The sequence below is a fragment of the Methylosinus sp. Sm6 genome (assembly GCF_019802345.1).
Classification (GTDB): Bacteria; Pseudomonadota; Alphaproteobacteria; order Rhizobiales; family Beijerinckiaceae; genus Methylosinus.
On sequence record NZ_JAINDZ010000033.1, the window covers coordinates 23020 to 35324 of the forward strand.

The 12305-nt window shown below is 65.6% G+C and carries 11 protein-coding genes and 1 tRNA gene; 8 read left to right on the top strand and 4 right to left on the bottom strand.

Going from position 1 to position 12305, the window contains the following annotated elements; genetic code table 11:
• Window positions 1-76: 76 nt before the first annotated feature.
• The 4 genes from K3F48_RS18585 (at window position 77) to K3F48_RS18600 (ending at window position 6852) form a co-directional block, all read left to right on the top strand.
• Window positions 77-3490 carry a response regulator gene (locus K3F48_RS18585; protein WP_222576925.1) on the top strand — a complete coding sequence of 1138 codons (3414 nt, stop codon included), beginning with the start codon at window positions 77-79 and terminating at the stop codon, window positions 3488-3490.
• Window positions 3490-4317 (top strand): protein-glutamate O-methyltransferase CheR, encoded by an 828-nt coding sequence (locus tag K3F48_RS18590; protein WP_222576926.1) that lies wholly within the window; start codon window positions 3490-3492, stop codon window positions 4315-4317. The genes K3F48_RS18585 and K3F48_RS18590 overlap by 1 nt, the downstream gene beginning before the upstream one ends.
• 92 nt (window positions 4318-4409) lie before the next feature.
• The gene (locus K3F48_RS18595; RefSeq protein WP_255609373.1) at window positions 4410-5942 is read left to right on the top strand and encodes a response regulator; all 1533 of its coding nucleotides are present in this window, start codon (window positions 4410-4412) and stop codon (window positions 5940-5942) included.
• A 346-nt stretch (window positions 5943-6288) separates the two neighbouring features.
• Window positions 6289-6852 (top strand): cytochrome b, encoded by a 564-nt coding sequence (locus K3F48_RS18600; protein WP_255609375.1) that lies wholly within the window; start codon window positions 6289-6291, stop codon window positions 6850-6852.
• A gap of 132 nt (window positions 6853-6984) precedes the next feature.
• Here K3F48_RS18600 and K3F48_RS18605 read toward each other — a convergent pair.
• Window positions 6985-7069 (bottom strand) — tRNA-Leu (locus K3F48_RS18605).
• Between the two features lie 268 nt (window positions 7070-7337).
• Between K3F48_RS18605 and K3F48_RS18610 the strand changes: the two genes are divergently transcribed.
• Complete coding sequence (locus tag K3F48_RS18610) at window positions 7338-7616, top strand: KGG domain-containing protein (RefSeq protein ID WP_222576947.1); 279 nt, start codon at window positions 7338-7340, stop codon at window positions 7614-7616.
• 7 nt (window positions 7617-7623) lie between these two features.
• Here the strand turns inward: K3F48_RS18610 and K3F48_RS18615 are convergent, their stop codons facing one another.
• Window positions 7624-7800: a hypothetical protein gene (locus K3F48_RS18615; RefSeq protein WP_222576928.1), complete on the bottom strand. Its 177-nt coding sequence runs from the start codon at window positions 7798-7800 to the stop codon at window positions 7624-7626.
• Between the two features lie 295 nt (window positions 7801-8095).
• Between K3F48_RS18615 and K3F48_RS18620 the strand changes: the two genes are divergently transcribed.
• The gene (locus K3F48_RS18620; RefSeq protein WP_222576929.1) at window positions 8096-9772 is read left to right on the top strand and encodes an electron transfer flavoprotein-ubiquinone oxidoreductase; all 1677 of its coding nucleotides are present in this window, start codon (window positions 8096-8098) and stop codon (window positions 9770-9772) included.
• A 42-nt stretch (window positions 9773-9814) separates the two neighbouring features.
• Here the strand turns inward: K3F48_RS18620 and K3F48_RS18625 are convergent, their stop codons facing one another.
• Window positions 9815-10117, bottom strand: coding sequence for a hypothetical protein (locus K3F48_RS18625; RefSeq protein ID WP_222576930.1), 303 nt, complete (start codon window positions 10115-10117; stop codon window positions 9815-9817).
• Window positions 10118-10487: 370 nt separating this feature from the next.
• Here K3F48_RS18625 and K3F48_RS18630 point away from each other — a divergent pair, with 370 nt between their 5' ends.
• Both K3F48_RS18630 and K3F48_RS18635 read left to right on the top strand, forming a co-directional pair.
• Entirely contained in the window at window positions 10488-10871 is a 384-nt protein-coding gene (locus K3F48_RS18630) for a hypothetical protein (protein ID WP_222576931.1), read from the top strand.
• A gap of 76 nt (window positions 10872-10947) precedes the next feature.
• Window positions 10948-11598, top strand: a complete 651-nt coding sequence (locus tag K3F48_RS18635) for a DedA family protein (protein WP_222576948.1) — start codon at window positions 10948-10950, stop codon at window positions 11596-11598.
• A 9-nt stretch (window positions 11599-11607) separates the two neighbouring features.
• Here the strand turns inward: K3F48_RS18635 and K3F48_RS18640 are convergent, their stop codons facing one another.
• The gene (locus K3F48_RS18640) at window positions 11608-12255 is read right to left on the bottom strand and encodes a methylated-DNA--[protein]-cysteine S-methyltransferase (RefSeq protein ID WP_305080296.1); all 648 of its coding nucleotides are present in this window, start codon (window positions 12253-12255) and stop codon (window positions 11608-11610) included.
• Between the last annotated feature and the right edge of the window lie 50 nt (window positions 12256-12305).

The following is a 12305-nucleotide window of genomic DNA, read 5'->3' on the forward strand; positions in this document are numbered from 1 at the left end:
CGGACGTCGGCGAGCGCCGCTCTCTCGACGCCGATTCGAGCAAGCTCGCGATATCGTTCGAATAGGTTGGGACACCATGTCGACCAGCGAGACGACGGCGAATTTCCTCGTTCATCACGCCTCGCTCGAAGCGTCGCATGGTCTCGACGAGTCGACATTCGACGACGTCCGCTTCGTCGGCGTGGTCCTGGTCGCGCGCATTCCCGAGCTGATCGACGATTTCTATGTGTGGCTGAAGGCGTTTCCGGAATTCGAGCGTTTTCTCTCCGACCCGAAGCTCCTGCAGCGGCTGAAGGGGCAGCAGCACGACTATTGGAAAGACTTTCTCTGCGCCGATATCGACGACGCCTATGTCGAGCGTCGACGCGTGATCGGTCAGGTTCATGCGCGCATCGAGCTCGGGCTGCTCATCTATCTGCTGGCGATGGAGTTCGTCTCCGCCTGGATGCTGCGCGCCATAGCAGCCGACGAGCGCCTCGCCGCGCGCGCCTCCGCCGCTCTGTCCGTTCGACGGCTGATCGCCTTCGATTCGGCGATCGTCGTCGACACTTATGGCGCGCGCACCGCGCAGAGCCTCGAGGCGCATCGCGCGCGCCTGCAGCACATCGCCGGCGTGATGCAGGCGGTGACCGGAGGCGACCTCGACCATCGCATCGCCCCGACGGGCTCCGACGATCTGCTCGGCACGACGCTGAACGACATGGTGCGCAGCCTGCGCAACATTGCCCATGAGATGGAGCTCATCGCCGAGGGCGACTATTCGGCAGATCCGGCGCCGAGAAGCGAGAAGGATCGGCTCGGACTATCGCTGCAGTCGATGACCCGCGCGCTGCGCGAGGCGGCGGCGCGCAACGAGCGTCAGGTCTGGATCGCCGAGACGCAAACGGCGCTCGGCCGGGCGATGAGCGGAAACCCGAGCCTCAGAGAACTCTCGCAGCGCGTGCTCTCGCTCCTCTGCCGTTCGCTCGATGCGCAGGTGGCCGTGCAATATGTGCTCGAGGAGGGCAGCCACGTCCTCCGCCTGACCGGCTCCTATGCGACCAGCTCCGGCGTTCCCGCGACGATCGAGCTCGGCCAGGGACTCGTCGGCCAAGCGGCCCTCGAGGCGCGGCGCATCATCGTGACCGACGTGCCCGAGGACAGCATCCGCATCCAATGGGGCGCCGGCGCTGCGGTTCCCCGCAATCTCGTCATTTTCCCGCTCGTCCACGACGGCGTGACGCGCGGCGCTGTCGAGCTCGGCTCCTTCTCGGCGTTCTCGCCGCGCCAGCTCGAGCTGCTCGACATCATCGCGGCGAGCCTCGCCCAGGCGATCGACGCCGCCGAGTCGCGCGCAAAAATTCAGGCGCTCTTGGAAGAGTCCCGCGCGCAGGGCGAGGAGCTGACCGCGCAGCAGGAAGAGCTGCGGCAAGTGAACGACACGCTGGAAGAGCGCACGCATGCGCTGGAGCTGCAGCGGGAGAGCCTGCTGGCGACCGAGGTCGCGCTGCGGCTGAAGGCGACCGAGCTCGAGCGGGCGAGCCGCTACAAATCCGAATTTCTCGCCAATATGTCGCACGAGCTGCGCACGCCGCTGAACAGCACGCTCATTCTCGCCAAGCTGCTCGCCGACAACAGAAGCGGAAATCTGACGCCCGAGCAGGTCAAATATGCGCAGAGCATCACGTCGGCCGGCAATGATCTGCTCGCGCTCATCAACGATATTCTCGATCTCTCCAAGATCGAAGCCGGCAAGATCGATCTCGACATCGAAGCGACGCCGATCATTCCTCTCGTGAGCGCGCTCGAGCGGCGCTTCGAGCCGCTCGCCGCGGAGCGCAAGCTCGATTTCCGCGTCGCCGTCGAGCCGGGCTGTCCCGAGTCGATCGAAACCGACGGCCAGCGCGTCCATCAGATCCTGTCGAATCTTCTGTCCAACGCCCTGAAATTCACCGAAGCGGGAGAAGTGCGCCTCACCGTGGCGCGCGACGGCGACAAGCGTCTCGCCTTCACGGTGAAGGACACCGGCATCGGCATAGCGGCGGATCAGCACGAGATCATCTTCCATGCCTTTCAGCAGGCCAATGGCGGAAGCAATCGCCAATTCGGCGGCACGGGCCTCGGTCTTTCGATCTCGCAGGAATTCGCTGCGCTGCTCGGAGGCGAGCTCAGCGTGCGCAGCGCGCTCGGCGAAGGAAGCGCCTTCACGCTGCGTCTCCCGCTGCGCACATTGTTCGCCTCGACCGTCAGAGCGCCGGCCGCCGCGACGGAGCCGCCGCCGCCCGTCGGCGTGGCGCCTCCCGCGATCGCGGACGATCGCGCTTCGATCGACGACTCCCGCAAGATCGTCCTCATCGTCGAGGACGACCCTCATTTCGCCGAGATCCTTCGCGACCTCGCCCGCGAGCTCGGCTTCAAATGCATCGTCGCCGGAACGGCGGACGACGCGATTCAGCTCGCTCGCGCCTTTCGGCCGGAGGCCGTCGTGCTCGACATCGGGCTTCCCGATCAATCGGGCCTCGCCGTGCTGGAGCTGGTCAAGCGCGACCCCGCGATCCGCCATGCGCCGATTCACGTCGTCTCCGTCCATGATTATCAGCAGGTCGCGCTGGAAATGGGGGCGGTCGGCTATATCTTGAAACCGGCCAAACGCGAGCAGCTCGTGTCCGCCTTCCAGATATTGGAGGAAAGGCTGTCGCGCGAGGCCAAATCCATTCTCGTCGTCGAGGATGAAGGCGTGCAACGCGACGCGCTGATCGAGCTGCTCGCGGCCGATGGAATCGACATTGTCGCGGTCGACGCGGCGGAGGCCGCGCTGGCGGCGATCCGCGACCAGAGATTCGATTGTATCGTTCTGGATCTGATGCTGCCCGGCGTCAGCGGATTTGATCTGCTGCGCGAGATGAGCAAGGGCGGCGGCCGCAGCCTGCCGCCGGTCATCGTCTATACGGCGCGTTCGCTGACGATCGACGAGGAGCAGGAGCTTCGGCGCCTGTCGAAGTCGATCATCATCAAAGGCGCGCGCTCGCCCGAGCGCCTCATCGAGGAGGTGACGCTGTTTCTGCATCAGGCGGAATCGAAGCTGTCGCCCGAGCAGCAGCATATGCTGGAGGTGGCGCGCAGCCGCGAATCCGCGCTCGACGGCCGCCGCGTCCTGCTCGTCGAGGACGATGTGCGCAACATCTTCTCGCTGACGGCGATGCTGGAGCGCGAAGGCGCCAAGGCTCACATCGCGCGCAACGGCGTCGAGGCGCTCGAATGGCTCGGTCGCGAGCCGTCGATCGATTTCGTGCTGATGGATATCATGATGCCGGAAATGGACGGGCTGGAGGCGATCCGCGAAATTCGCAAGAGGAAAGAGCTCGCCTTCCTGCCGATCATCGCTTTGACCGCGAAGGCCATGGCCGACGACCGCCAGCAATGCCTCGACGCCGGCGCCAATGACTATGTCGCCAAGCCGATCGACGTCGAAAAGCTGCTCTCCCTGATCCGCGTATGGATGCCCAAGTAATGGCTTCTCGATCGCAGCAAACGGCGGAGATCGAGCTCGACCTGCTGCTCGAAGCCATTTATCGCGTCCATCAATATGATTTCCGCGGCTATGCGCGTTCGTCGATTCGGCGCAACGTCGCACGCGCGAGCGCCGCGCTCGGCTGCGCGACGACCACCGAGCTGCTCGATCGCATCGTTCACGATACGAACGCTTTCGCCGAATCGCTTCGCCATCTGACCATCCAGGTCAGCGACCTGTTCCGCGACCCGAGCTATTTTCGCCTCCTCCGCGAGACGGTCGCGCCTCATCTCGCCACCTATCCGTCTCTGCGGATCTGGATCGCCGGATGCGGCACGGGCGAAGAAGCCTATTCGATCGCGATTATCCTGCACGAGGAAAGACTGCTCGAGCGCACGCTCATCTATGCGACCGATATCGACATGGAAAGCATGGCGATCGCGCGCGCCGGCGCCTATGAGGCCTCGCGCATGGGACAATTCGAGGAGAACTACCGATCCTCCGGCGGCCGCGCGCGGCTCTCGGACTATTTCGTCGTTTCGGGATCGCGCGCCGTGGTCGATCCGCTGCTGCGGAGGCGCGTCTTTTTTTACGACCACAGTCTCTCGACCGACGCCTCCTTCATGGAGGCGCAGTTGATTTCGTGCCGGAACGTATTGATCTATTTCGACCGGCAGCTTCAAGAGCGCAGCATCGCGCTGTTTCGCGATTCGCTGTGTCCGCGCGGCTTCCTGGGGCTCGGCCATGGCGAGACGCTGGCGTTCTCCCGCCATGCGAGCTGTCTGGAGCTGGTTTCGGGCGATGAACAAATCTATCGGGTGAAATGATGAAGGCCGTCGCAAACTCGCCGTCTGGGAGATCGAGCCGCCTGCCGCCGCATGTCGCCGACGGCGACGAGACCGCGTCGGGCGACCGACCGATGGTTCTCCTCGTCGACGACTGCGCGGATAATCTCCTCGCGCTGGAGGCGATGCTGCGATGCGACGATTTCGTGATCGCGACCGCGCTCTCGGGCCGAGCCGCGCTCGACATTCTTCTTGCCCACAATGTCGCCGTCGCCATCATCGATGTGCAGATGCCGGAGATGGACGGCTTCGAGCTCGCGAAGCTGATGCGCGGCGTCGAGAAGACGCGCGACGTGCCGATCGTCTTCGTCACCGCCGGAACGCGCGAGACGTCGCGCATGTTCAAAGGATATGAGATCGGAGCGGTCGATTACCTCTGGAAGCCGATCGACGAGCAGATCCTGCGCAGCAAGGTGGATGTCTTCGTGCGTCTCGAGCGGCAGCGGCAGCTGCTGCTGCAGGCCGAGCGCATGCGCGAGATCTTCGTCGCCATTCTCGGTCACGACCTGCGCAATCCGCTGCAGGGAATCGTGACGGCGACCGAGCGCGGCTTGCGCCTCGCCAAGGACGAGGAGGCGCGACGAACGCTCGAGACCATCCGCCGGAGCGGCGATCGCATGGCGCGCATGATCGCGCAAATTCTGGACGTCACCCGCATAAGGGCCGACGCCGGATTGGCCATTCGCCGCGCGCCCGCCGAGCTGCGCCGCGTCGTGGAGCAGATCGTCGACGAATTTTCCGCGCATGAAAGCCTGTTTCGCGTCGAATATGTCGGCGACACGCGCGGCAGCTGGGACGCCGACAGGCTCTTGCAGCTCGTCTCCAATCTCGTCGGCAACGCCGTCGAGCATGGGCCGGCGGGCGGCTATGTGCATATTCGCGTCGATGGACGCGCGCCGTCCTGGGTGAAGGTCGAAGTGCGCAACGGCGGCTGCGGCCTGCCGAGGAGCCTGCGCGAGGTTCTGTTCGAACCGTTTCGCAGCGGCGACCGCACGCGCGGCCTCGGCCTCGGACTGTTCATATGCAAGCAGATCGCCGACGCGCACGGCGGCGTCATCGACGTCGAATCGAGCGACGAATCGGGGACCTGCTTTCGCATATCGCTCCCCCGCCACGGCGCGGCCGAAGCGCCGTTCGCAGATTCGTTCTCCGCTCAGACGGTTCTCGGGCCTCGACGGGACGGCGCGAGGAGCGCGGCGGGCAATCCCTGCGCGACGCTCGCAGAGACGAGACGCGTGATCCTGCTCGTCGACGATGATGCGGGCGTGCGCGAATCGCTCGAGCTCGCCCTGGTCCTGGAAGGCTTCACCGTGGCGACCGCGGCCGATGGCGAGGAGGCGGCGGCGCGTGTCGTGGACGAGCGCGTGCTGCCGGACATCATCGTGAGCGATTACTATCTACGCAAGGGCGCGACGGGCTCACAGATCGTGATGCGGCTGCGCGAAATGCTCAATCGCGACGTGCCGGCCATCATTCTGACCGGCGGCGGATCGCTCCTCCCGGCGAGTCGAACCGCGCTTCAGAACAGCGTGCGGCTGAGCAAGCCCACCGAGCTCGAGCAATTGACGAAGACGATTCACGAGCTGATCGCGCGATCGACGAAATGAAGTGGATCAGGGGCGCATGAAGCGGCGGTAGGCCTTACCGACAGGCCTTGCGGGGGCGCGAATCTTCCTTGTCCGGACGGCGCGGCTTCCGGCCAGCGCCGCAGGCTGCGGCGAATGGAGCAATTCTGGTCGATCGCCTGTCGCGAAGGCGGCTTGCGGACGCGCATCATTTCCGGCGTGCAATCCGCGAAGCCATCAGATACGCTCGTTTCGTTCACCTTACGCCAGCCCGCTCGCCCTTCTTTCGCCGAAGGAGCCGCTACAGAACGCCTGCCGCACCGAATATCCAAGGTCCGGGTTCCTCGACGTGTCTCGGGAACTCCCGAGACGAGCGAGACGGGAAGAAATGATGACGCATTCGGACGAGCATCGACGGCGCTACGGCATGACGGCGCAGGCCCTGCATTGGCTTTCGGCGCCGGCGGTTGTTGCCGCCTGGGGACTTGGCCTGCTCGGCGAAGAATTTCCGAAGGGCGCGCCCCGTGAGACCGCCGAATTTGCGCATATTATCGTCGGCGAGGCCGTCGTCGCACTGCTCGTGTTGCGAGTCGCCTGGCGCTTCATCGATCCTCCTCCGCCAGCGGAGCCGAGCGCCATGGGACGCACAGCCGATGTCTTGGCGAAGGTCGGTCATCTGGCGCTCTATGCGCTGCTGTTGGCGGCGCCGGCCCTCGGTGTCGCAACGCTCTTCGCCGGCGGCGAGCCGCTATCGATTTTTGGCGTCGCCGACATCCCCTCCCCTTGGGTCGAGGATCGAGCCTTCAAGCATTCTCTCGAAGAAATTCACGAGCTTCTCGCGCATGGTCTCATCGCGCTGGTCGGAGTTCATTCGATCGCGGCGATCGTCCATCATTGCGTGTATCGGGACGATACGCTCAAACGCATGCTGCCGCGCGGACTTCTCCGCTAGAGCGCTGTCCGATCGAAGAGGATCGTCAGAGGAGAGGGCGCGAAGCGCCGGTCGACCACAGTCCGTCGAGATGCGCGCCGGTCGACGCCTCGTCTCGCCCGGGATTATGACGTTCAACGGCTTACGAGCCATTGGTGCCCAGGAGAGGACTCGAACCTCCACGGCTTTCACCACTGGTACCTGAAACCAGCGCGTCTACCAATTCCGCCACCTGGGCCCGCCGCTCTCATACGGTTGCCGGATGCGCCTTGTCAATGGCCGGAGCGAATCTGTGCAGCGCGCGAGGACGCGCTGCGGGCGCAGCCTGCGCCGGCTCGGGCAACATCCCAAATTTGTTGGCGTTTTTCTTTGGGATCGACGCCGGGCGCGGAACTTTCGGTCGCGGCGCGGGTTGGCGGGTCGGGGCGCTCGGGAGAACGAACATGCAGAAAGGCCAGGCTCGGGAGCCGTCCGGGCGCGAGGCCGCCAAGCGCGGCTTCGCCGCCATGGACGAGGCCAAGCAGCGCGAGATCGCCCGCAAAGGCGGCGAAAGCGTTCCCGCGGAGAAACGCAGCTTCTCGAAAGATCACGAACTCGCCGCTCAGGCCGGACGCAAGGGCGGGCAGAGCGTTCCGGCGCAGGAGCGCAGCTTCTCGAAGGACCGCAATCTCGCCGCCGAAGCGGGACGCGAGGGCGGCAAGAAATCGGGAGGTCCGCACGCCAAGCCCGCCGAAAAGGAAGGCGCGACCGCAGCGAGAGCCGGCCGCAAGGGCGGCGACAGCTGACGCTCGCTCAGTCCGGCGTCTGTCGGAATCGCGGAAAGGCGAGGCCCATCGACACCAGCGTGAAGAGGCCGAGCGCGATCGTGTCGGCATAAAGATCGGCGAAGTCGGAGGGGCGCTCCCTTCTCCCGCTCGTAGCGGAATGCGGTCCCGCGAAGCGGGGGCAGATGAGAATTCCAGCCGTCACGATGGCCTGCCTTCGACCGCTTCCGACCGATCTCGTATCTCAGCAACCATCATCCGGCCCTCGCGTCAGCGAGGGCCGCCTTCTCCTGCGACGCAGGAGAACAGCCGAACGTCGAAAGTCTTGCGCTTCCGGCCAGCCGCCAAATCTCTGCCGCGGCTCAATCAAGGCCCGGTCCACGTGGCCGGTCCACGCGGCCAGGAGCAAAAAACGAGCGGCGAATCATCACCCGAGGGGTTTTCTCTTTCGCTAAAACGTGAAATCGCTCTCGCTCGCAATTTCGCTCCAGGGACAAACGATGGCCGAAACAGAAGAACTCCCCCCGCGCGAAGCCATGGATTACGACGTCGTGATCGTCGGCGCCGGCCCGGCGGGCCTCGCCGCGGCGATCCGGCTGAAGCAGATCGCGCCGGACCTCTCCGTCGTGGTCATCGAGAAGGGCTCGGAGCCCGGCGCGCATATACTCTCCGGCGCCGTGATCGACCCGATCGGCCTCGACCGCCTGCTGCCGGACTGGCGCGAGGACCCGGAGCGGCCGTTGAAGACCGAGGTCCATGACGACCAATTCCATCTGCTCGGGGCGAAGGGCGGCGTCCGCATTCCCAATGTGTTGATGCCCAAGCTCATGAGCAACCACGGGAACTTCGTCGGCTCGCTGGGCAATGTGGTGCGCTGGCTCGCCGCCCGCGCGGAAGGTCTCGGCGTCGAGATCTATCCGGGCTTCGCCGGCGCCGAGCTGCTCTATGACGACAATGGCGCGGTGCTGGGCGTCGCGACGGGCGACATGGGAATCGGCCGCGACGGCAAGCCGAAGGACAGCTTTACCCGCGGCATGGAGCTGAGGGGCAAATATACGCTGATCGCCGAGGGCGCGCGCGGTTCGCTCGCCAAGCAGCTCATCGCCAGATTCGGGCTTTCGGACGGGCGCGAGCCGCAAAAATTCGGCATCGGGCTCAAAGAGCTGTGGCGCATCGACAAGGCCAGACACAAGCCCGGGCTCGTGCAGCATTCGTTCGGCTGGCCGCTCTCTTCCGACACCGGCGGCGGCTCCTTCCTCTATCATTTCGAAGAAGAGTATGTGTCGATCGGCTTCGTCGTGCATTTGAACTATTCGAATCCGACGCTGTCGCCCTTCGACGAGTTCCAGCGCTTCAAGACGCATCCGCTGATCGCCCCGACGCTCGAGGGCGGCCAGCGCATCTCTTATGGAGCGCGCGCGCTGACCGAAGGCGGCTGGCAGAGCGTGCCCAAGCTCTCTTTCCCCGGCGGCGCGCTCATCGGCTGCGCGGCCGGCTTCATGAACGTCCCGCGCATCAAAGGATCGCACAACGCCGTGCTGTCGGGAATGCTCGCCGCCGAGCATGCGGCGAAGGCGCTGGCTGCGGGCCGCGCCCATGACGAGCTGGCGAGCTATGAGGCGGCCTGGCGCGGCTCGGACATCGGTCGCGATCTGAAGCCGGTCCGCAACGTCAAGCCGCTCTGGTCGAAATTCGGCACCTATCTCGGCGCGCCGCTGTTCGGCTTCGACATGTGGACCAACGAGCTGTTCGGAGCCTCGCTGTTCGGCACGCTGAAGCACGGCAAGCCGGACCATGCGACCCTGAAGCCGCTGAACGAGGTCGCGCCGCTCTCCTATCCCAAGCTCGCGAGCAAGGTCGCCTTCGACAAGCTCTCCTCCGTGTTCGTCTCCAACACCAATCACGAGGAGGACCAGCCGGTCCATCTGAAGCTCGCCGATCCGTCGATCCCGATCGGGACGAATCTGCCGCTCTATGGCGAGCCGGCCCGGCTCTACTGTCCGGCCGGCGTCTATGAGGTGGTCTATGCCGAGGAAGCGACGAAGAGCGATCCGCGCTTCGTCATCAACGCGCAGAATTGCGTGCACTGCAAGACCTGCGACATCAAGGACCCGGCGCAGAACATCGACTGGGTTCCGCCGGAGGGCGGCGGCGGCCCCAATTACCCGAATATGTGACGCGCGTTGCGGCGGGGCCGGCGCCCCGCCGCGCCTTCGCGGTCAGTAGTAATAACGGCGGCGGCGCCAGGGGCGCGGCCCCCAGAAGCGGCGGCGCCAACAGCGGCGGCGCCAATAGCGGCGGCGCGGACGCCAATAGTAGCGCCGATAGCCCCACTGACTCTTTTCGACCTTCGCCTGCTCGAGGTCGGCCGGCGTGGCCACCGCGGCTTCGGGGTTCGGCGCGGCAGGCGTCGTCGGCGCGGGCGCCGGCAGCGAGGTCAGAGCCAGAGCCTCTGTGGAAACGCCGACGGCCGAGGCTGCCGCTCCGGCGATCATGAATTTCAAGAATGCGCGTCTTTTCATGAATGCATCCTCTTGCGAACAGGCCTTCGGGACGCCGCGGAGCGTCCCTCGACGAGGCGACGATCTGATAACGGCGCCGCCAAAGTTTGGTTCTCCGCCAGGAAACTTTTTTTTCGCTGATGCGTTTAGCCTCTGCCCGGAATGGGGCGGGCCGATCGCCGAGGATGAGGGAGAGGCGTTTTTCCGGCGGCTTATCGCCACGCTTACGCCGTTCGCGCCCTGTAGTCGAGCTCTAGGTGGGACGGCGAGGTGGTCCGGCTCTTGCGTAAAGCGCGAGGCCGACACGCCAACCACAGAGAATTGCGGGATTTCCTTCATGCGCTGGCATGTTCGGTCGCCGCGGGTTCGTTCGGGATTCGGAGAGAAGGCCATGCTCGTCACCGATCTGATCCATTCATGTTCGAACGACAAGGTCGCGCAGGCCGCGACCTGCTGCATCGGCGGCGCCTTCGCGGAAAGAGTGCGCGCCGCCGCGCGGGAAAATGGCGTCAGCGAGGGTCGGTTCGTGTCGGTGATCATGCGTGATTTTGCCCTGCGCGCGGGTGACGAGGCCCGCGCCGAGCTCGCGCGGCTGATCGCCGGTTGTGACCAGCCGATTCTGCATGGCTTGCGACGCGTGGTCGAAGCCGCGCTCGAGGACGGCGCGCTGTTTTCGGACCAGGGCGAGGAAATGGGCGCGCCTCTCTTCCGTCGCGGCGGCCTCTCCTGCACCGCGATGGCGCGTCTCGAACGGGCGCGGCTCCAAGCGTTCTGATCGGCGTTCTGATCGGCCCCCTTGCCCGGATGCGGGCTCGCGCGCGATGCTGGCGCTGGTCGCGTCGAGGCGGATGATGGCAGGACTGATCGACGAAGCGCAGATTGTCGCAATTCTGACGACCTACGGCTATTGGGCCGTATTCGTCGTCGTGGCGCTGGAGAGCGCCGGGATTCCCTTGCCCGGCGAGACGATGCTGGTCGGCGCGGCGATTTACGCCGGCCATTCCGGCAATGTGCGGATCGAGCTCATCATAGCGGCGGCGGCGGCCGGCGCCATCATCGGCGACAATATCGGCTTCTGGATCGGCCGCGAGTTCGGCGTGAGCCTGCTCATGCGCTATGGCGGCCATGTGGGCGTCGGCCCGCCGCAATTGCGGCTCGGCCAATATCTGTTCATGCGCTGGGGCGGGGCGATCGTCTTCTTCGGCCGCTTCGTCGCCCTGCTACGCATTCTCGCCGCGGTGCTCGCCGGCGCCAATCGCTTCGACCCCTTGAAATTCCTGTTCTACAACGCCGCCGGCGGCATCTGCTGGTCGTTCCTGTTCGGGATCGGCGGCTATGTGTTCGGCATTGCGATCACGCGGATCGCCGGGCCGATCGGCTGGATCGGCCTTGCCGGCGCCGTTTTCGGCGTCGTCGCGCTATGGCGTTATTGGAAGATCAACGAGGAGCGGCTGATGAAGGAGGCCGAGGCGCATTTCGCGCGGCCGGAACGTCGCCGCTAGTGGCCTGCTTCATCGAATTTGATGGGCTTCGAGAGCGAGCCTGAAGGCTCGCTCTTTACCATTCGAGTCGCTCCGCTCGAAGGCGAGCATCGCCTGCTTGCGGGGAAGGCCCCAATGATAGCCGGTGAGCGCGCCTCCCGCGCCGATCACCCGATGGCAGGGCACGACGAAGGCGATCGGATTTCGCCCAACCGCGCCGCCGACGGCGCGCGCCGCAGACGGGCGGCCGAGGCTGCGCGCGATCTCGCCATAGGTCGTGGTCGCGCCGGGCGCGACATCGAGCAGCCGCCGCCATACATCGAGGTCGAAGCGCGATCCGACCGGCGCGAGGAGCAGCGGACGGTCCGCCCGCCATTCGGCCGGATCGAAGACGCGCCGCGCGAAAGCCGCGGTCGCGGCCGCGTCGGCGGCGAGGCGCGCCTTCGGCCAGCGACGGCGAAAATCGTCGAGCGCCGCCTCCCGATCGCCATCGACGAAGCCGAGCCCGGCGAGCCCGCGCCCTTCGGCGAGCAGCAGCGCCTCGCCGAAGGGCGAGCGATGAAAGCCGAAGACGAGCTCGAGCCCTGCGCCGCCGGCTCGCGCGAGGGACGCCTCCAGAACGGCGGCGGGCGCGCGCCGATCGGCGGCTGTCTCCCGATGGTCCGAGGCCATGGTCATGATTTTGATCCCCCCTTCCCCGACGATCTCCTCCGGTGAAGCTTTCCGGG